The organism is Pseudomonas sp. B21-028 (assembly GCF_024749045.1).
Lineage (GTDB): Bacteria > Pseudomonadota > Gammaproteobacteria > Pseudomonadales > Pseudomonadaceae > Aquipseudomonas.
Genome location: NZ_CP087184.1, coordinates 1,681,707 through 1,701,151 on the forward strand (window position 1 = coordinate 1,681,707; position 19,445 = coordinate 1,701,151).

Below are 19,445 nucleotides of genomic sequence, written 5' to 3' on the forward strand. Positions count from 1 at the left end.
GGAATAAACGCCATCACCTAAACAGTCAGTGTCGCAGGACTCTGTGGCGAGGGGATTTATCGAAACGTCGCACCGCCCCGCTGGGCTGCGAAGCGGCCCCAGAACCTGATATCTCGGTGCATCAGACAGATTGTGTTGACTGTCCGGGGTTGCTGCGCAACCCAGCGGAGATAAATCCCCTCGCCACAAGAGCTGTGTATAGCTTCTATTTTTCTTAACTGACAGGCATTGGCGTATGGGCTATCTACTTTTTGTGACATTGATCCAGGCATTTTCCTTCAGCCTGATCGGCGAATACCTGGCCGGGCATGTGGACAGTTATTTCGCGGTGCTGGTCCGGGTGTTGCTGGCCGGGCTGGTGTTCATTCCCTTGACCCGCTGGCGTCAGGTGGAAGCGTCGTTCATGCGCGGCATGCTGTTGATCGGCGCCTTGCAGTTCGGCGTGACCTACGTCTGCCTGTACCTGAGCTTCCGAGTGCTGACGGTGCCCGAGGTGCTGCTTTTCACCATCCTCACACCGCTGCACGTGACCTTGATCGAAGATGCGCTGAACCGCCGCTTCAATCCCTGGGCACTGGTCGCCGCGCTGGTGGCCGTGGCCGGCGCGGCGGTGATTCGCTATGACCGGATCAATCCGGATTTCTTCATGGGCTTCCTGCTGTTGCAACTGGCCAACTTCACCTACGCGGCCGGGCAGGTGCTGTACAAGCACCTGGTGGCCCGTCACCCGAGCGACCTGCCACACTACCGGCGTTTCGGCTACTTCTACCTCGGCGCGCTGGCGGTGGCGTTGCCGGCTTTCCTGCTGTTCGGCAAGACGAATTTCTGGCCCGAAGCGCCGCTGCAATGGGGCGTGCTGGTGTTCCTCGGCCTCGTCTCCACGGCGCTGGGGCTGTATTGGTGGAACAAGGGCGCCTGCCTGGTCCAAGGCGGAACATTGGCGGTGATGAACAACCTGCACGTACCTGTAGGGCTGTTGCTGAACCTGCTGATCTGGAACCAGCACGAGGCATTGGGCCGGTTGTTCCTGGGCGGCGGTGTCATTCTGCTTGCGGTGTGGATCAGTCGATTGAGCTTGCGCAAGCCGCAGGTGGCCTGATCGCCAATTGTTCGACCAGGAAGTCGATGAAGGCCCGGGTTTTCTGCGGAAGGCGCCGGGCTGACGAATACACGGCGTTGATGCTGATTGCCGGCGCTTGCCATTCGCACAGTACCGGCACCAGCCGCCCCGCAGCCAGAGCGTCTTCCACGATGAAATCCGGCAGCAGCGCAATGCCCATGCCGGCTTCGGCGGCCTGCGCCAGCAAGTCGCCGTTGTTGACGTGCAGGGGACCGGTGACATTGACCCGTTGCGTCTCCTTGCCATTGCTCAATTGCAGGCTCACGCCACTTTGCAGGTAGCCGTAGTTGAGGCACTGATGGGCCCGCAGGTCCTGGGGCGTCTGCGGGACGCCTGCGCGCTCCAGGTAGGTGGGGGCGGCGACCATGATGCGCGGTGCTGGCGCCAGTTGTCGGGCGATCATGGTCGAGTCGGGCATGCTGGCGATGCGGATGGTCACGTCGAAACCGCCGCGCACCGGATCCACCTGCTGGTCGCTGAGCACCACCTGCAGTTCGATGTTCGGGTGCCGCTCATGGAACAGCGGTATCAGCTTGCCCAGCCGTCGCAGGCCGAACGACATCGGCGCGTTGACCCGCAACACCCCGCGTAACTCACCGATCCCGTCCCGCGCCCGCTGCTCGGCCTCATCCAGTGCCGCCAAAACCTCCCGGGCCGCATCGAAATATTCAGCGCCTGCTTCGGTGAGATGCAGGCTGCGCGTGGTGCGTTGCAGCAGTTGCACGCCGATGGCTTCTTCCAGCGCCTGAATCTGCTTGCTGACCTTCGACCTCGGCACGTCCATGGCCCGGGCGGCTGCCGCGAAGCCGTTCTCGCCCACGGTGACGACGAAGGCGCGCATACATTCGATGCGATCCATGATTGTTCCTTTTTTAGAATCAATGATTCCTGATTTTAGGTAATTGTCCCTTTTGTAGCTAGCCCCTAAAGTACACCCATGCCGACGACATCACCGCTGAAGCGAACGTTGAAAAACCCTAACCGATTGAAATTTCGACATTAAAAAGGAACACACCATGTCTATCCGCGAACTGCTGAACCCAACCAACTCCGCCCTGATCCTGATCGACCACCAGCCGCAAATGGCCTTCGGCGTACAGTCGATCGACCGTCAGACCTTGAAGAACAACACCGTCGGCCTGGCCAAGGCGGCAAAGATCTTCAACGTACCGACGATCTACACCTCGGTCGAAACCGAAAGCTTCAGCGGCTACATCTGGCCTGAGTTGTTGGCGGTTCATCCGGAGCAGAAGCCCATCGAGCGCACTTCGATGAACTCCTGGGAAGACAAGGCGCTGGTCGGTGCGGTGAAAGCCACCGGCCGCAAGAAACTGATCATCGCGGCGCTGTGGACCGAGGTCTGCCTGACCTTCCCGGCACTGGAAGCGCTGGCTGAAGGCTACGAGGTCTACATCGTCACCGACGCCTCGGGCGGCACCAGCAAAGAAGCGCACGACATGTCGGTACAGCGGATGATTCAGGCCGGTGCGGTACCGGTGACCTGGCAACAAGTGCTGCTGGAATACCAACGTGACTGGGCACACAAAGAGACGTACGAAGCGGTGATGGAATTGGTACTGGAGCACAGCGGCGCTTATGGCATGGGCGTGGACTACGCCTACACCATGGTGCACAAGGCCCCGCAGCGCCAAGCCAAGTAATTAGACATAGCTGCAACCCCTGTGGGAGCGAGCCTGCTCGCGATAGCAATCAGTCAGACGACATCGATGTCGACTGGTATTGCCAATCGCGAGCAGGCTCGCTCCCACAGGGGTTTGTGGTGTTCATGATTTACGGGTATGGCGCATGACCTGTGGGAGCCGAGCTTGCTCGCGATGACGGCGGCACATTCAAAAGAGATATGACTGACCCACCGCCATCGCGAGCAAGCTTGGCTCCCACAAGGATCAGCGGTGTATTCAGAGCAACTGCTTCTGCTCCTCCGGAATATGACTCGCCCCCAACACCGCCGGCAGCAACCCCGAACGCAAATCCATGCCGCTGGGCTGTTGATACAGGTTCAACCCGAACTCCGGCATCACCGCCAGTAGGTAGTCGAAAATGTCCCCCTGGATGCGCTCATAGTCGGCCCATGCGGTGGTGCGGGTAAAGCAGTAGATTTCCAGCGGGATGCCCTGGGCCGTGGTTTGCATCTGGCGGACCATGCAGGTCATGTTCGGCTGGATTTCGGGGTGGCTCTTCAAGTAGGCGAGGGCATAGGCGCGGAAGGTGCCGAGGTTGGTCATCCGGCGACGGTTGGCCGACATCGCCGCAATGTTGCCCTGGGCTTCGTTCCAGGCCTTGAGCTCGGCCTGCTTGCGGCTGATGTAGTCGGTCAGCAGGCGCACGTGGGTCAGGCGCTGTTCTTCCTCGTCATGCAGGAAGCGCACGCCGCTGGCGTCGATGAACAGGCTGCGCTTGATCCGCCGTCCACCGGATTGCTGCATGCCGCGCCAGTTCTTGAACGATTCGGACATCAACCGCCAGGTGGGAATCGAGACGATGGTCTTGTCGAAATTCTGCACCTTGACCGTGTGCAGCGTGATGTCCACCACGTCACCGTCGGCGCCGACCTGGGGCATTTCGATCCAGTCGCCGACTCGCAACATGTCGTTGCTGGTCAGTTGCACGCTGGCGACGAACGACAGCAGAGTGTCCTTGTACACCAACAGGATCACCGCCGACATCGCGCCCAGGCCCGACAGCAGCAACAACGGCGAACGGTCGATCAAGGTCGCGACGATGATAATTGCGCTGAATACGTACAGCACCATTTTCGTCAGTTGTACATAGCCCTTGATCGAGCGGGTCCGGGCATGTTCGGTGCGGGCATAGACATCCAGCAGCGCGTTGAGCAGGGCGCTGAGGGTCAGCATCATGAACAGGACGGTGAAGGCCGTAGCGACATTGCCGAGGAACACCTGGCTGGTCTTGCCGAGCCCGGGCACCAGGGGCAGGCCGAACTGGATGAGCAGCGAAGGTGTCATCTGCGCCAGGCGATGGAAGACTTTGTTGTGGCGCAGGTCGCTGACCCAATGCAGGGCCGGCTGGCGACCGAGCAGCTTGGCGCCGTGCAGGATCAGATAACGTGCCACGCGTCCGAGCACCAGGGCGATGGTCAGCAGCAACACCAGAGCGAGGCCGGTATGCAGGAGCGGGTGCTGGTCGAGGGCTCCCCAGAAGTCTTGGATGTTGAGCCAGAGCTGTTTGATGTCCATGGGCGAAACGGGTCTTCTATTGAAATGCGACGGGAGGATTAGAGCATTTAAGCCTGTCGAAGTGACCTTCGATGGCGAGTCGGCCGTGAAAAAAGCCGCTGATTGTCGCCGTTTGCATAAAGAAACTCGGCCTTCGCGCTCGAAACCGTTACCCTATGCAGCTGTTTTTTTGCATTTCTTCGAGGTAGCACCCGTGTTTTCCGAATTCGCCCTGCACGAACGCCTGCTCAAAGCCGTGGCCGAGCTTAAATTTGTCGAGCCAACGCCAGTGCAGGCAGCGGCCATTCCGCTCGCGCTCCAGGGGCGTGACCTGCGGGTGACGGCGCAGACCGGCAGCGGCAAGACCGCCGCGTTCGTGTTGCCGATCCTCAACCGCCTGATCGGTCCGGCCAAGGTCCGTGTCAGCATCAAGACCCTGATCCTGCTGCCAACCCGTGAACTGGCCCAGCAGACCTTGAAGGAAGTGGAGCGCTTCTCGCAGTTCACTTTCATCAAGTCCGGCCTGATCACCGGCGGCGAAGACTTCAAGGTCCAGGCCGCCATGCTGCGCAAGGTGCCGGACATCCTCATCGGTACGCCAGGGCGGATGATCGAGCAATTGAACGCCGGCAACCTCGATCTGAAGGAAGTCGAAGTGCTGGTGCTGGACGAAGCCGACCGCATGCTCGACATGGGCTTTGCCGAAGACGTGCAACGCCTGGTGGACGAATGCGCCAACCGCCAGCAGACCATGTTGTTCTCCGCCACCACTGGCGGCTCGGGCCTGCGGGAGATGGTCGCCAAGGTGCTGAACAACCCGGAGCACTTGCAGCTCAACGCGGTCAGCCAACTGAACTCCACGACTCGTCAGCAGATCATCACGGCGGATCACAACGTTCACAAAGAACAGATTGTGAACTGGCTGCTGGCCAACGAAACCTACGAAAAAGCCATCGTGTTCACCAACACCCGCGCCATGGCCGACCGCATCTATGGCCGCCTGGTGGCACAGGAATACAAGGCGTTCGTGCTGCACGGCGAGAAGGACCAGAAAGATCGCAAGCTGGCGATCGACCGTCTCAAGCAGGGGGGCGTGAAGATCCTCGTGGCCACCGACGTCGCCGCGCGCGGCCTGGACGTGGACGGCCTGGACATGGTTATCAACTTCGACATGCCTCGCAGCGGTGACGAATACGTGCATCGCATCGGCCGTACCGGTCGTGCCGGCAACGATGGCCTGGCGATCTCGCTGATCTGCCACGGCGATTGGAACCTGATGTCGAGCATCGAGCGCTACCTCAAGCAGAGCTTCGAGCGCCGCACCATCAAGGAAGTCAAAGGCACCTACGGCGGGCCGAAAAAGGTCAAGGCCTCGGGCAAGGCCGTGGGCGTGAAGAAGAAAAAGGTCGACGCCAAGGGCGACAAGAAGAAAACCGCCGCCAAGGCCCCGACCAAGCGCAAGACCGCCAACCGCCCGAAGGCCGACGCCCCGGCACTGGTCAGCAAGGACGGCATGGCCCCGCTCAAGCGTCGCAAGCCGCCAGCGCCGGCGTCTGAGTGAGTCGCCTGTAGCGCAGCATGAAAAAACCGGACCTTGGGTCCGGTTTTTTTATGCGCATTCCACTCATCTACACAAACTCTGTGGCGAGGGGATTTATCCCCGTTGGGGTGCGAAGCGCCCCTAAAACCAGCCGACCTGATATGTCAGGCAGACAGTAATGGGGCTGCTTCGCACCCCAACGGGGATAAATCCCCTCGCCACAAAAGCGGAGCCATGCATCGCCTCTATTCAGCCTTCTTCCCGGCATCCTTCAGTTCCTCCAGACGCTTATCAATCAACTGGCACTTGTCCGGCACGTCCTTGCTGGCTGTCTCCAGATCCATGGCCTGCAACTCGTCATTCATCTCCTTGGCCTTGGCCGGGTTCTGTTGGGTGAGCTTGGTGACTTCCTGAGCGAGCTGTTCGCGTTTGGCGGTGGCTTCTTCCGGGGTGCAAGTGGCCCAGGCGGGCAGGGCACAGGTGAGCGTGGCGGCGAGGGTGAATGTGAGGAGGGTTTTCATGGTGTGGGCCTCGTATTCCTTGTTGGGCAGGTAATGGGTTGAGGCTTGGTGCGGGTGGAAAGTTCACCAGCGTGAATCGAGTACGCCCTATGGGTTTTTCGATAGGTGGTTTATGAAACTTTCATGGCTGGGGGTTTAGGTAATTGACGCCAAAATGATGGCTCTCTAATATCGCGCCACTATTTTGATGTCACTTTCGTATCGAGGGATCGAACATGTTCTCACCCGCCCGTTGGGCGAGGTTGTGCCTGGCTTTGCTGTGCCTGTCTCCGCTCACCCTGGCTCACGCCGCCCCGACTCCCGGTGAAACCGACCTGATCCGCGAGCGCCAGAACCGTTTGCTCGAAGAGCAGCGCCGCCGTCTGGAGGAGCTCAAGGATCTCCCCGGTAAGGAAGCGAAACCGACCCAGCCGAGCGAGCCGGCCGATACCCGTTGCTTCCCTATCAAGGCCATCGAACTCAAGGGCGCCGACAGCCTTTCCGCCAGCGAGCGCGAGCGGCTGCTCCAGCCCTACATCGGCCAATGCCTGGGTGTGCCCCAGCTCAATGAACTGCTCAAAGTCATCACCGACCACTACATCGAAAAAGGCCTGGTCACCAGCCGTGCCTACTTGCCGCAGCAGGATCTGTCCGCTGGTCACCTGCAAGTACTGGTGGTCGAGGGCCGGCTCGAAGGCTTGAAAGGCGCCGAGAACAGCCACCTGTCGGAGCGTGAATTGGCGATGTCGTTTCCCGGCAAGACCGGCGAGCTGGTCAACCTGCGGGAAATCGAGCAGATGGTGGACCAGCTCAATCGCCTGCCGTCGAACCAGGCGCAGATGGAGCTGACCCCCGGCCAGAACGTCGGCGGCAGTGAAGTGCTGGTCAAAAATACCCCGCAGAAGCCCTGGCGTGCCGGGCTGTCGCGCAGCAACGACGGCCAGCGCAGCACCGGCGAGCAGCAGTGGGGCACCCGCTTCGAGTGGGACAGCCCGCTGGGCTTGGCCGATCAGTTGATGCTGCGCGGCGGTCATGACGCGATGAGCGATCACCAGCACACCTCGCGAAACGCCATGCTCTATTACAACCTGCCGTTTGGCTGGTGGAATGTCAGTTACACCTACAGCCAGAGCGAGTACCGCTCGCAGATCGCGGCCAACGGTTTCAACTTCAAGCAGAGCGGCGACAGTCAGAACCATCAGTTGCTGGTCGAGCGCGTCATCCATCGCGACGCCTTGAGCAAGACCTCCCTCAACACCGGTCTGGCCTACCTGCGCAGCAACAACTTCATCGAAGACAGCAAACTGGCCCTGAGCAGCAATCGCCTGAGCGAAGCGCAGTTCGGTATCAACCACGGTCGGCGGATCGGCGGTGCCTTCGTCAACCTGGACCTGGGCATGCAACAAGGTATCGGCGCTTTCGATGCCCAGGCCAACCACAACCCAGCCCCCGGCCAGGCTGACGCCCGCTATCGCAAATACACCGCCACGGCCAGCTACCTGCAACCGTTCCAGCTGTGGGGCGAGTCCTTCAGCTTCAGCAGCCTGATGACCGGCCAGCACAGCGAAGACGTGCTGTTCAGCCCGCAGCGCATGAGCCTGGGCGGGGAGTCTTCGATTCGTGGCTACAAAGACCAGTCCTTGGCTGGCGACAACGGTGGGTACTGGCGCAACGACCTGCGCTGGAGCCGTCCGGTGACCCTGGAATGGTTGCGTCCGATATTTGCCGAATACGGCACCAGCCTGGGCTATGACCAGGGCGTCATCAGCGGGACCCGCTACAACGGCGATCAGCACGGGCGCATGTCGAGCAACTCGGTGGAGCTGTTCGCCCGCGGCGAGCACCTCACCACCAGCGTCACCTTTGCTCACTCCCTGGAACGCCCGGATGCCCTGACCGAACGTGAAGCGCCGATCTATTTCCGCGTGGATGTATCCATTTAATTCTGTTGCAACGAGACCTGATCATGGACGACCGCTTCGAAATCATCACCCGCAGCGCCAAGATCAACGCCGAGATCCAGGCGAAAAACCTCCCTCGCCACGGGGAGCTTTGCTCGACTGGCGGTAGGTGAGCGCCCAGCATCAACCGTGGCAGCAGCTATGAGCCTTCGCATCCTCGTACTTATCATGATGCCGCACCCAATCCATGATCTCGTCCTCATTACGCCCCTTGGGCGCCAGGTCGAGGTATTGGTAGGTGCCGACCAGCATGTCCAGACCCCGCGCGTAGGTTGAGTAGGTGTGAAAGATTTCGCCGGCTTCGTTGCGATAGAAGACGCTCAGGCCTGGGAGTTCGCCTTCGGCGGTGTCGGTTTTTTCGTAGTTGTAGGTGGCCGTTCCGGCGGCGGTGTCTTCGGCTTTGAAGCTGACACCGAAGTCGTAGTTGAAGTCGCAACCGTTTGAGGAGACCCAGTCGAAGGCCCAGCCCATGCGGCGTTTGAACGGCTGGAATTCGGCGAACGGCGCGCGGGAGACGGCGACCACCGCCACATCGTGGTGGGCCAGGTGTTGGTTGGCGCCGTCGATGTGGTCGGAGAGGAAGGAGCAGCCTTGGCAGCCTTCTGTCCAGCCAGGGCCGAACATGAAGTGGTAGACGATCAGTTGGCTGCGGCCGCCGAACAGGTCGGCCAGGCTGAGTTCGCCGTTAGGTCCCTGGAAGCGGTAGGGTTTGTCGATTTTTACCCAGGGCAGGGCGCGGCGTTCGGCGCTGAGTTTGTCCCGTTCGCGGGTGAAGGCTTTTTCGTGGGCCAGGTGTTGTTGGCGGGCCTTGAGCCATTCTTCCCGCGAGACGACTGGATGATTCTCTACGTTCATGGTGATTTCTCCTGGAGGCAGGGCGTTTCAACAAGTGGTCGTTTGGCCCTGGATGAATTCGACAGACCGTTGGTCGGTTGGCGCGACGGTCCGCCTGGAAGCCTGGCTGAACGGTGGCGTGGCGCCTCGGTCACACCCTAAGTAGACATCTCACTCTTTGGAGGATGGACCAGGATGACGACTTATAACTGGGACTTGATCGAACGGTTGTTGCACGAAGTGCAGAACGGCGCCGGCCACAGTTTTACTCCTCGGCCTTATGCGGAGCAGTACGCGGCGGCGAAAGCGGCCGCAGGCGAGGAGATAGAGAACCTCGATCATCTGAAAGCGGTCGCCGGGGAGTACGAGAAGTTGCTGCTGGAACGTGGCTTCATTGAGCCTCGGCCGGAGGAAGAGGGCGGCAATGGCGAGAATTTCGTGCTGACGGTGCGGGGGTCGCGTTTGTTGAGCCTGATCGACAGTAGCATTCCTGGTAATGATCATCCGCGCCAGGTGCTGGATGAGCAGGAGGATGCGCTGGACGAGTTTACCTTTGATGATCTGGCTTCGAAGGCGCAGATTGCCTGAGGGCTGTACACAACACTTGTGGGAGCGAGCCTGCTCGCGATAGCGGTGTGTCAGTCGCCATGTACGCGGGATGACACTCCGCTATCGCGAGCAGGCTCGCTCCCACAGGGGTTCTTCAGTGTTTTTGAGAACGTGTCCGTTCAGCTTTTTGCGCCTTTCAGGCACTTCAAATCACTGAAATCCTTCTTCACCCCGTCGATCTTCTTCAGCAGCCGTTCGCGCTGGGGCGGGGTGCTGTCGGCCATCAGGTCTACCAGCAGGCTGCGGGCCTGGGCTTCGGTGTTGTTGTAGGCCTCGCGGTAGGCCGGGGTCCAGAGGCTTTCGCGGTTGACCAGCAATTGCTCGATGCGTCTTGGAAAGTCAGGGTCGTGGCGCTGGGCCACGGCGGCGCTGAACTGGTTTTGCCAGTGGGCGCGATTGGCGATCCATTGCTGGTTCTGGTCGCCCAGGGCGGTGGACCAGGCCACCACGCGCTGGCGTTGGGCGATGTTGAGGGGGCCGAGCCAGTCGTTCAGGCGTTTTTCCATGCGCTCGCTGCGTTCCTTGATCTGCTGTTGCAGTGACGGCTTGAGGTATTCCTGCTGGCGCTTGCGCTGGTCCTTGATGAACGCGGCGTCCATGTCGGCGACTTGTTCGTCGTTCAGGCCTTGCAGCAATTCGATGGCTGACGGCGTAATTTCCCGAGCGGTTTCGGCGATGGCGGCCTTGGCTTCCCGGGTGCGCTGTTGCAGGGCTTCGTCGGTCACCTGACCGGTCTGGACCATGGTCTTCAAGCGGTCCAGCCAATCGAGGTAACCGGGCAGTTGCGTGGTGCAGTGCCAGCTCAGGTGCTCCTCGAGGCGTTCGTTGAACCAGTCCTTTTGCTCGCCGTTGATCTCCAGATAGTCGTTGAGGGTCCAGGGGATGATCAGGTCGAGGTTGCGGTAGGCCAGGCCGATGCGGCTGCAGGCCGTGAGCAACAGCAGCAGGGCGATAAACGTGACGGTGCGTGTAAACCAGCGCGACATGAGCGAGTCCTTGCGAAGCCATCGATGACTTGTTTGAGCATGGCAGGCGCGCGGCAGTTCAGCCTAGTAAAACGGATGGGCCATCTTCAGGGTCAACAGGCCGTCGCATTCGCTGTTGTGGCCGGAGTAGGCCGAACAACTGCTACCGCTGAGGCTGGAGTCGCTGTAGATCAGGTCCAGATCGATGCCGCGCCACGGACGGGAAATTTTCAACGACCAGTCGCTGAAACTGCCTACATAGCCGTTCTCGACCGAAACCGGCGTGTTGAGCTGATGGGTGGTGTACTTGGCGCTGACGCCGATGCCGAACGGCACGTTACCGCCCAGGTCAGTGAAGAGGGTGCTGTTCTGTTTGTCCGGGTCGTTGCTCAGGGCTGCGCCGAAACGGCTGCCGAGCACGGTCAGGCCACCATAGAGTTCCTGGCTGTCGAGGGTGTCGAGGGTGGGGTAGCTGTAGTGGATCAGGCCGACTTCGTAGCCCAGGGTTTGGTCGAAGGGGTGTTTGAAACCCATGTAGGAATCCACCTCGAGGTCGGCGGATGAGGTCAGACCGGCGCTGGGTGACCATTGCCCAAAGTACCAGCCGCTGTCATGGCTCAAGTCCAGTCCACCGTGAAATGAGCCGGTGCTCGCAGGCGTGACGAGGCCTTGGGCCATGCTGCGGCTGGGGCTGGTGCCGAGCTTGAGGTCGAAGTCGCCGAGTTCGCGCTGGAAAATCTGTCCGTGGGCAGATGGACAGGCCAACAGGCTGATGGTCAGCAGGGCAATGGGGTTACGCATGCTTCACTCCGTGAATAGCGAGGAGCAGGACAAGCTGGAACACTTGAGCTAGAACACTTGAGCTAGAGAGGTGCAAGCATACCCACGAATACCCGGCGGTGTAGGCCGTTCGTCGATTTCTGCAAGTGGGATGTGGCGGGGGAGGTTCCAGTCCAAGCGCTTCGAAGCTCAAAGCGCTTTGGGACCAGGTGATGCGGGGATTACTTCTTGCCCAGGCTGATCTGCTTGGACGGGCCGAATGTCTGGCCGCTGACGCCTTTGGCGATTTGCTGGATTTCACCGCCGGACTTGAGGAACGCAGCGATCTGGTCGTTGATCGATTCGCTGGTTTCAACGGCTGGAGCTGGCTTTGCTTTGCTGTTGGATGCTTTTACACGCATGGCGGCCATTAACCTGTCGATAATTAATTGGGCCAGGCATCGTACAGGAAATACATGACCCTTGCTTGGCTGATATCCCGCTGATTGATCTGGATGAGACTGGACAGTTGGTTGATTTAAGCCGCAATCAATGCCCTAAGCCACTGTTTTAAATAACAACCGAGAGCGAAATATAACGTCGGGCGGCCTGTGCGAATCGGTCGCACGGAGCCTCGCCTGCCTGACGAATGGCCGCTCTACGGAGAAAAACGCTGGCAAATCCATGGCTGGGACGGGCGCTTTCCTGTCGGTCACGAATCACACCGCAAAACCGGGTAGAATGCCGCCCACGCAATGAGGGTATTCGGAAATGGCTTTAGTCGGGCGCTACAACAGTTTGCAAGTGGTTAAACACACGAACTTCGGTTTATATCTGGACGGTGGTGCGGACGGCGAAATCCTCTTGCCCAATCGTTATATCCCCAAGGATATTCCCAGCGAAGATGAAGACTGGCTCAATGTTTTCATTTATCTGGACAGCGACGACAAATTGATCGCGACCACGGAAAAAACCCAAAGTCCAGGTCGGTGAGTTCGCCAGCCTGAAAGTGGTTGAAGTCAACAGTATCGGTGTGTTCCTCGACTGGGGGCTGCCCAAGGATCTGTTGCTGCCGTTCTCGGAAGAAAAACGTCAGATGGCTGCCGGGGATTATTGCGTGGTGCACGTCTATCTCGATAAGCACACCCGCCGTATCACCGCCACGGCGCGCCTGGACCGTTACCTGGACAAGACGCCAGCCAACTACTCGCCGGGACAGGAAGTGGATCTGCTGGTTGCCGAGGCCACCGACATGGGTTTCAAGGCAATCATCAATAACCGCCACTGGGGACTTATCCACAAGAACGAAGTCTTCAAGTTCCTGCGCCCCGGCAAACAGGAAAAAAGGTTATATCAAGGAAATCCGTGGGGACGGCAAGATCAGCCTGAGCCTGCAACCAGTGGGCCAGGAAGCCGCCACCAGCCTGAATGCCAAGATCCTCGCCAAGTTGCGTGACAACAACGGCACCCTGCCGGTCAGCGACAAGAGCGATCCGGCGCTGATCAGCAGCCTGTTTGGCGTGAGCAAGGGCAACTTCAAGAAGGCCATTGGTGCGCTGTACAAGAATGGGCAAATTGTCATTCATGCGGATCGCATTGAGTTGAGCTGAATCTCCAGCCTGACCAATCATGGTGGGGGTGGCTTGAGCCGGCCGCGCAACCGAGCCCATTATTCAGTTCAGTTCAGTTCAGTTCAGTTCAGTTCAGTTCAGTTCAGTCGGCCCGGCCTGATCAACGCAGCACGGTTTGGGCACAAGGGTTCGCCGCGCTCTGGCGGGGTAGCAACAACCCACCGGCCAGTACCAGGCCGCAACCGGCAATGATCAGCGCCGGTTGCAGGCCACCGCTGAAGTGGCTGCTCAGTGCCGCCAGCAACGGCCCGCTGAGCTGGCCCACGGCAAAGCAGGCGGTCAACAGCCCGGCGTTGCGCTGGGTGGCATGGGGCGCAAGCTCCCGCGAGCGCAGCATCACCAGCTGCATGCACGCCAGGAACGGCGCGCCACACAGGATGACCCCCAATGCCAGCCCCGGCCCGCTGCCCAGCAGGCAGGCAAACACCCCGGCGGCCTGCAACCATAACGTGCCGATCAACCAGCGACCGGAGGTGTTCGGGGTCGGTCGACGCAGGCTCACCAGCAGCACACCGAGGGCGGCGGCCAGGCCGAAGCAGGGCCAGAACAGGTCGGCCTGCCATTGACCATGGAATTGCGCCGAGGCCATTTGCGACAGGAACGTGGCGGGGATGATGTAGCCCACGCCGTACAAGGCGTACACCACGCCGAGCCGGGCAATGCCACGGTTCGGCGATGAGTCGGCCGGCGGTGCAACGGTCACGGCTGCTGCGGGTTGCGGCAGGATCGGCAGCACCACCAGCAGCATCGCCAGGGCCACACCGGCGTACACCAGCCACAGCGTGGCGGATGTCTGGCCCAACAGGTTCGAGCCCAAGGCCAGCAGGCCTGTGAGAAAAATCCCCAACCCCGGTCCGGCAAATACCAGCGCGCCGAGCCGTGGTCGTCCCGCCGCGGCTGCCAGGGGTTGGCTCAAGGCCGTGATCATCACCAGCACCCAGGCACTTGCCACGCCCGTGCCGAAGCGCAGTGCCAGGTGCGGCCAGAAGCCCCAGGCCCAGAACGACGCGAGGGTCAGCAGCACGCACAGCCACAAGCCGCCGAGCAAACGCCGGCGTACCTGGCCCGGGCGACGGGCGAACATGGCCTCCAGTGCGCCAAAGAAATAACCCAGGTAGTTGGCGGCGGCAATCAGACCGGCGGCGGTCAAGTCGATCTGACCCTCGCCGATGAGATGAGGTAACTGAGGTGTAAGGGCGAAGCGGCCGATGCCCATGGCCATCATCAAGGCAATGAAGCTGGCAAGCAGGCGAACAAGGGGCGACATGGTCGTTCTCCACATTGAGGCGAATGACCGTCAGGCTAGAACCGATTGACTTTCATTAAAAATGAATAATAGTGAGTAACTTGTTCCTTTTTGGAGAATGTCGTGGAGTTCAGCCAGTTGCGGATTTTTCAGGCCGTGGCCGAGGAAGGGTCCATCACCCGCGCCGCCGAGCGCCTGCACCGGGTACCGTCGAATCTGTCGACCCGGCTCAAGCAGCTTGAAGAGCAACTGGGCGTGGATCTTTTCCTGCGGGAGCGTCAGCGTTTGCAGCTATCGCCTGCGGGAAAAGTCCTATTGGACTATGCGGCCAAGCTCTTTGCCTTGCACGACGAAGCCCATGCGGCCGTGCAGGGCGGGCAGCCGGCCGGGGAGTTTGTGCTGGGCACCATGTACAGCACGGCGGCGATTCATCTGCCGGACCTGCTGGCCAGTTATCACCGGACGTATCCGGCGGTAAACCTGCAAGTGCAGTCCGGGCCCAGTGGCGAATTGCTCGAGGGCTTGCTCACCGGCCGGCTCGATGCGGCGCTGGTGGATGGGCCGCTGGAGCTGGCGGGGCTGGACGGCGTGCCGTTGTGCGACGAGCGATTGGTGGTGATTACCGAGGCCGATCATCCGCCGGTGCGCAGTGCGCTGGATGTCCAGGGCCGCTCAGTGTTCACTTTTCGCCGGGGCTGTTCGTACCGCATGCGCCTGGAAGCCTGGTTTGCCCATGATCATGCAACCATGGGCCGGGCGATGGAGATCGAGTCTTACCAGGGGATGCTGGCGTGCGTGATTGCCGGGTCCGGGGTGGCGTTGTTATCCGAGTCGATGCTGGCCAGCATGCCGGGCCGCGAGCGGGTGGCGGTGCATCCGCTGGCCGAGCCGTTTGCCAGCGCCACGACCTGGCTGATGTGGCGCAAAGGCATGGTCGGGGCCAACCTGAACGCCTGGATCGAGTTGCAGCAACAGGCCTGGCCGCGGACGCCGGTGGCAACGGCCCAATCGGCTTGAACTACGGGCGCGGGATTTGGATCAATTCAGTAACAGATCATTGCAAACGGAGACGAGCATTGCGCAGCACATCGGACTATTATCAACGCGAAGGGGCCACAGAAATCTGCCGCTCGCATGACCCTGAGGGGGCACCACGATGAAAGAGAAAATCCAGAACTGGCTTCACGACTTGGGTGTCGCACTCGGCCTGATCGAACCGCCCATGCAACCGATACCAATTCGCACCGATGACGAGCAACGCCGCCGCTAACCTGTGGCGAGGGGATTTATCCCCGCTGGGCTGCGAAGCAGACCCCAAACAGACTCACTCCATTCGTCTGTCATGTTGGAATAATCCAGATGCGAGGGCCGCTTCGCGGCCCAGCGGGGATAAATCCCCTCGCCACAACTGCGTCTATTTCTATTTTTGCCTTAAACAAATAAAAAAGGTGTGGCCACCGACACCACACCCTTAGAAGCAAACTTTTCTCAGTCGTAGATCAAACCATCTTCGCCACCACATTCGCCCGTGGCGACAACACACTCACTACCACAAAACTCACCAGCGCCACGCCCAGGCTGTAATAGATCGGCGTGTTGGCGTCCAGGCCATCCTTGAGCATGAAGAACAGCGCTGTCAGGAAGCCCAGGGACATGCTGGTGATCGCCGCCGAGGTTGCGCCCGGCGACCAGGTAGTCGTCACGGGTCTTGGCGCGGCGCATGCCGTACCAGCCGGGGCGATCATGCCGGCGGCGTAGATGAGAACCACGATTAAATCCAAAGCCATGATGGCGTGTCTCTAATTGTCTTTTTTATAGTGAAGTCGGGGCGTGTGCTGCCTTTGTGGCGAGGGGATTTAGCGAAGCGTCGCACCGCCCCGCTGGGCTGCGGAGCGGCCCCAAAGGCAGTCAACTTGATCTGCCTGTTACATCGAGGTATCAGGGTTGGGACCGCTGCGCGCTCCAGCGGGGATAAATCCCCTCGCCACAGGGTCAGCACTCGGCTGGCTTTTGTTACGCGAATCCCCCGGCCCGTACACCGCCGCCGGTTCCGGGAACACCCCCAGCAACACCAGATACGCCACCGAAGCCAGGCCCAGGGTCACCGGCAGGCTGATGTCGATGCCGCCGGCCAGTTCGCCCAGCGGGCCGACGAACTGCCCCGGCAGGTTGACGAAGCACAGCCCGACCAGCGCGCTGGGGATCCACGCCCCCAGGCCGCGCCAGTTCCAGCCGTGGCGGAACCAGTAGCGGCCGCCGGTTTCGCCCCGGGTGAACACTTGCAGGTCATCCGGGCAGTAGAAGCCGCGTCGCACCAGCAGACCGATGATCATGATCACCATCCATGGCGTGGTGCAGGTGATGATCAGCACGGCGAAGGTCGACACGCTTTGCACCAGGTTCGCCGCGAAGCGCCCGATGAAGATGAAGGCAATCGACAGCACGCCGATCAACAGCGTCGCCTTGACCCGCGACAGCACCCGAGGAAACACACTGGACATGTCCAGCCCGGTGCCATACAGCGACGTGGTGCCGGTGGACATGCCGCCGATCACCGCAATCAGGCACACCGGCAGGAAGAACCACGTCGGCGACACCGCCAGTAGCCCGCCCACGTAGTTGTTCGCCGCGATGTAGTCCGGTGCCTTGCTCGCCACGATGGTGGCGGTGGCGAGGCCGAACAGGAACGGAATCAGCGTCGCCAGTTGCGCGGCGATCACCGCCGCCATGATGCGACGCTTGGGTGTGTGGCGCGGGATGTAGCGCGACCAGTCACCGAGGAACGCGCCGAAGGAAATCGGGTTGCTCATGGCCACCAGCGCCGCGCCGATGAAGGCCGCCCAGAAACCCGGCTGGCCGAGGCCGACGGTGCCGGCGAACTGGCTGTCGAAGGTCGGTGCGAAGGCGAAGATACCCAGCAGGAACAACAGGCTGGCGGCCCACACGGCGATGCGGTTGACCCACAGCATGAAGCGGAAGCCATAGATGCACACCGTCAGCACCAGTAGGGCGAACAGGCCGTAAGCCAGGCCCAGGCTCAGGTCGGTCTCTGGCACGCCGATCAGGCGCTTGGCGCCGCCGATCAGCGCGTCCCCGGAACTCCAGACGGACAGCGAGAAGAACGCGATGGCCGTCAGCAGCGACAGGAACGAACCGACGATCCGCCCATGCACGCCGAAGTGCGCACCGGAGGACACGGCGTTGTTGGTCCCGTTGAGCGGGCCGAACAGGCCCATGGGGGCGAGGATGATCGAACCCACCAGCACGCCCAGCACGATCGCCCAGGCCCCGGCCTGGAATGACAGGCCGAACAGCACCGGGAAGCTGCCGAGCACGGCGGTGGCAAAGGTATTGGCGCCGCCGAAGATCAGACGAAACAGGTCGCCCGGGCCGGCGGTTCGTTCGTGGTCCGGAATCTGTTCGACTCCGTTGGTTTCGATTTGCGTAAGGCTATTGTCGTTATTGTTAGGCATGATCTGCTCCGATCATCGAGGTGCGCTCATCGAGTGTGGGCGTCGTCTGTTTGGCTATGGGGCATTGCGGATAAATGTTCGTGGCAGGCCAGCCAAAGGCCCTGTTGTGCTTGCGTGCGTCCTTCCTGCTTGCGGAACAGGATGGTTTCGCGCTCCTGGCTAAAGTGTCGCTCCCCTAACATGCGCAGCTCGGTGGCCACGTCATGGATGAAAACCGCCACGTCCCCTTGCAGGCTGACGAAGGCGTTGCTCGAGGTGCACGAGAGCACCTCGAAACCCTCCTCGGACCGCCAGCGGTCCCACAACGCCTGATAGGCGTCGCGAGACAGCAGGGGCTGTTCGAGGGTGTGGAACACGAAGCTCGCATCCGTGGTGAACGCGCCGAAGTAGCCGTCGCGGTCATTGCGAGCGAAAGCCGACACCAGTTCCGCGGCGGCCTTGAGTACTTGATCTCGTTCGTTCATGACGGCTCCTCAGCGATGGGCCACGCCGGGCAGTACGCAGAGCATCTCGTACAGCAGGTTGGCGCCCAGCAGCGAGGTGTTGCCGGTGGTGTCGTACGGTGGCGAGACTTCCACCAGGTCGCAACCGACCAGGTCGAGGCCCTGGCAGCCGCGCACGATTTCGATGGCCTGGATGGTGGTCAGGCCACCGATTTCCGGGGTGCCGGTGCCAGGGGCCCAGGCTGGGTCGATGCCGTCGATGTCGAAGCTCAGGTACACCGGGCCGCCGCCGACTTTCTCCCGTACTTCGGCCATCAGCGGTGCCAGGGAACGGTGCCAGCACTCTTCGGCCTGGACCACGCGAAAGCCCTGGCGGCGGCTCCAGTTGAAGTCATCGGCGGTGTAGCCTTGGGCCCGCAGGCCGATCTGCACCACGCGGTCGCAATCGAGCAAGCCTTCTTCGACGGCGCGGCGGAAGGTGGTGCCGTGGGCGATTTTCTCGCCGAACATGTGATCGTTCACATCGGCGTGGGCGTCGATGTGCACCAGGCCGACCTTGCCATGCTTCTTGTGGATGGCCCGCAGGATCGGCAGGGTAATGGTGTGATCGCCGCCCAGGGTCAGCGGGATGACGTTGTGTTCGAGGATCTTGTGGTACGACTCCTCGATGATCCGCACCGCGTCCAGCAGGTTGAAGGTGTTGATCGCCACGTCGCCGATGTCGGCCACCGACAGCGAGTCGAACGGTGCGGCCCCGGTGGCCATGTTGTAGGGGCGGATCATCACCGATTCGGCGCGGATCTCCCGCGGCCCGAAACGGGTGCCGGCGCGCAGGGAGGTGCCAATGTCCAGCGGCACGCCGACGAAGGCAGCGTCCAGGCCGGCGGCGGTGGGCACGTGGGGAAGTCGCATCATGGTGGCGATGCCGCCGAAGCGCGGCATTTCGTTGCCGCCCAGTGGCTGGTGAAGAATCTTGTCCACGGGTAGGGCCTCATCGTTTGTTCTAGTTATCAGGGGCCGATTCTGCGAAAAGCGGTGGCTGCGAAGAATCGCTGGGGGCAAATACTTAGTTCAGATTTTTCTAAACTAATGCGGAGTGGGGCGATAGACTCCAGTCCAGCAAGGCTGGCCCTGATGGATACCCTGTGGCGAGGGGATTTAGCGAAA

Annotated in this window: 18 protein-coding genes and 2 pseudogenes; 8 read left to right on the forward strand and 12 right to left on the reverse strand. The window is 61.0% G+C overall.

The genetic code is table 11. The features are described 5' to 3' along the window. Positions 1-235 precede the first annotated feature (235 nt). Positions 236-1,099 carry a carboxylate/amino acid/amine transporter gene (locus tag LOY35_RS07700; RefSeq protein ID WP_041020167.1) on the forward strand — a complete coding sequence of 288 codons (864 nt, stop codon included), beginning with the start codon at positions 236-238 and terminating at the stop codon, positions 1,097-1,099. Here LOY35_RS07700 and LOY35_RS07705 read toward each other — a convergent pair. Next, a complete protein-coding gene (locus LOY35_RS07705) occupies positions 1,062-1,979 on the reverse strand; it encodes a LysR family transcriptional regulator (RefSeq protein WP_258631808.1) in 918 nt (305 codons plus the stop codon). The two genes, LOY35_RS07700 and LOY35_RS07705, sit on opposite strands and share 38 nt — an antisense overlap. 157 nt (positions 1,980-2,136) lie before the next feature. On the opposite strand from LOY35_RS07705, the gene LOY35_RS07710 reads away from it, so the two are divergent. Continuing rightward, the gene (locus LOY35_RS07710) at positions 2,137-2,781 is read left to right on the forward strand and encodes a hydrolase (RefSeq protein WP_258631809.1); all 645 of its coding nucleotides are present in this window, start codon (positions 2,137-2,139) and stop codon (positions 2,779-2,781) included. 258 nt (positions 2,782-3,039) lie between these two features. On the opposite strand, the gene LOY35_RS07715 is transcribed toward LOY35_RS07710, so the two are convergent. Beyond that, positions 3,040-4,338 carry a mechanosensitive ion channel family protein gene (locus LOY35_RS07715; protein ID WP_258631810.1) on the reverse strand — a complete coding sequence of 433 codons (1,299 nt, stop codon included), beginning with the start codon at positions 4,336-4,338 and terminating at the stop codon, positions 3,040-3,042. 193 nt (positions 4,339-4,531) lie between these two features. On the opposite strand from LOY35_RS07715, the gene LOY35_RS07720 reads away from it, so the two are divergent. Next, positions 4,532-5,878: a DEAD/DEAH box helicase gene (locus LOY35_RS07720; RefSeq protein WP_258631811.1), complete on the forward strand. Its 1,347-nt coding sequence runs from the start codon at positions 4,532-4,534 to the stop codon at positions 5,876-5,878. A gap of 224 nt (positions 5,879-6,102) precedes the next feature. Here the strand turns inward: LOY35_RS07720 and LOY35_RS07725 are convergent, their stop codons facing one another. Continuing rightward, positions 6,103-6,378 (reverse strand): hypothetical protein, encoded by a 276-nt coding sequence (locus tag LOY35_RS07725; RefSeq protein WP_258631812.1) that lies wholly within the window; start codon positions 6,376-6,378, stop codon positions 6,103-6,105. Positions 6,379-6,593: 215 nt separating this feature from the next. Between LOY35_RS07725 and LOY35_RS07730 the strand changes: the two genes are divergently transcribed. Beyond that, positions 6,594-8,300, forward strand: a complete 1,707-nt coding sequence (locus LOY35_RS07730; protein ID WP_258631813.1) for a ShlB/FhaC/HecB family hemolysin secretion/activation protein — start codon at positions 6,594-6,596, stop codon at positions 8,298-8,300. Positions 8,301-8,441: 141 nt separating this feature from the next. On the opposite strand, the gene LOY35_RS07735 is transcribed toward LOY35_RS07730, so the two are convergent. Further along, positions 8,442-9,173, reverse strand: coding sequence for a thioredoxin family protein (locus LOY35_RS07735; RefSeq protein WP_258631814.1), 732 nt, complete (start codon positions 9,171-9,173; stop codon positions 8,442-8,444). Between the two features lie 174 nt (positions 9,174-9,347). Here LOY35_RS07735 and LOY35_RS07740 point away from each other — a divergent pair, with 174 nt between their 5' ends. Then, a complete protein-coding gene (locus tag LOY35_RS07740) occupies positions 9,348-9,740 on the forward strand; it encodes a hypothetical protein (protein WP_047701703.1) in 393 nt (130 codons plus the stop codon). Positions 9,741-9,880: 140 nt separating this feature from the next. Here LOY35_RS07740 and LOY35_RS07745 read toward each other — a convergent pair whose 3' ends face one another. The 3 genes from LOY35_RS07745 to LOY35_RS07755 form a co-directional block, all read right to left on the reverse strand. Beyond that, entirely contained in the window at positions 9,881-10,747 is an 867-nt protein-coding gene (locus tag LOY35_RS07745) for a DUF6279 family lipoprotein (RefSeq protein WP_258631815.1), read from the reverse strand. Between the two features lie 63 nt (positions 10,748-10,810). Continuing rightward, positions 10,811-11,527 carry a TorF family putative porin gene (locus LOY35_RS07750; protein WP_258631817.1) on the reverse strand — a complete coding sequence of 239 codons (717 nt, stop codon included), beginning with the start codon at positions 11,525-11,527 and terminating at the stop codon, positions 10,811-10,813. A 200-nt stretch (positions 11,528-11,727) separates the two neighbouring features. Beyond that, a complete protein-coding gene (locus tag LOY35_RS07755) occupies positions 11,728-11,916 on the reverse strand; it encodes a hypothetical protein (protein WP_016702300.1) in 189 nt (62 codons plus the stop codon). A gap of 340 nt (positions 11,917-12,256) precedes the next feature. Between LOY35_RS07755 and LOY35_RS07760 the strand changes: the two are divergent. Continuing rightward, positions 12,257-13,095: pseudogene (locus LOY35_RS07760) on the forward strand (S1 RNA-binding domain-containing protein). A 121-nt stretch (positions 13,096-13,216) separates the two neighbouring features. Here the strand turns inward: LOY35_RS07760 and LOY35_RS07765 are convergent. After that, a complete protein-coding gene (locus tag LOY35_RS07765) occupies positions 13,217-14,383 on the reverse strand; it encodes an MFS transporter (RefSeq protein ID WP_258631818.1) in 1,167 nt (388 codons plus the stop codon). 102 nt (positions 14,384-14,485) lie between these two features. Between LOY35_RS07765 and ptrR the strand changes: the two genes are divergently transcribed. Together ptrR and LOY35_RS28390 are read left to right on the forward strand one after the other, a co-directional pair. Then, complete coding sequence (ptrR, locus tag LOY35_RS07770; RefSeq protein ID WP_258631819.1) at positions 14,486-15,379, forward strand: putrescine utilization regulator PtrR; 894 nt, start codon at positions 14,486-14,488, stop codon at positions 15,377-15,379. Positions 15,380-15,518: 139 nt separating this feature from the next. After that, positions 15,519-15,632, forward strand: coding sequence for a PA1414 family protein (locus LOY35_RS28390; RefSeq protein WP_282958520.1), 114 nt, complete (start codon positions 15,519-15,521; stop codon positions 15,630-15,632). A gap of 398 nt (positions 15,633-16,030) precedes the next feature. Here LOY35_RS28390 and LOY35_RS28525 read toward each other — a convergent pair. The 4 genes and pseudogenes from LOY35_RS28525 to speB all read right to left on the reverse strand — a co-directional run. Next, positions 16,031-16,149: pseudogene (locus LOY35_RS28525) on the reverse strand (hypothetical protein); the annotation flags it as partial. Between the two features lie 138 nt (positions 16,150-16,287). Beyond that, positions 16,288-17,838 carry a cytosine permease gene (locus tag LOY35_RS07780; RefSeq protein WP_258633498.1) on the reverse strand — a complete coding sequence of 517 codons (1,551 nt, stop codon included), beginning with the start codon at positions 17,836-17,838 and terminating at the stop codon, positions 16,288-16,290. 23 nt (positions 17,839-17,861) lie between these two features. Next, positions 17,862-18,299 carry a nuclear transport factor 2 family protein gene (locus LOY35_RS07785; protein WP_258631820.1) on the reverse strand — a complete coding sequence of 146 codons (438 nt, stop codon included), beginning with the start codon at positions 18,297-18,299 and terminating at the stop codon, positions 17,862-17,864. A 9-nt stretch (positions 18,300-18,308) separates the two neighbouring features. Next, positions 18,309-19,259: an agmatinase gene (gene speB / locus LOY35_RS07790; protein WP_258631821.1), complete on the reverse strand. Its 951-nt coding sequence runs from the start codon at positions 19,257-19,259 to the stop codon at positions 18,309-18,311. Positions 19,260-19,445 lie beyond the last annotated feature (186 nt).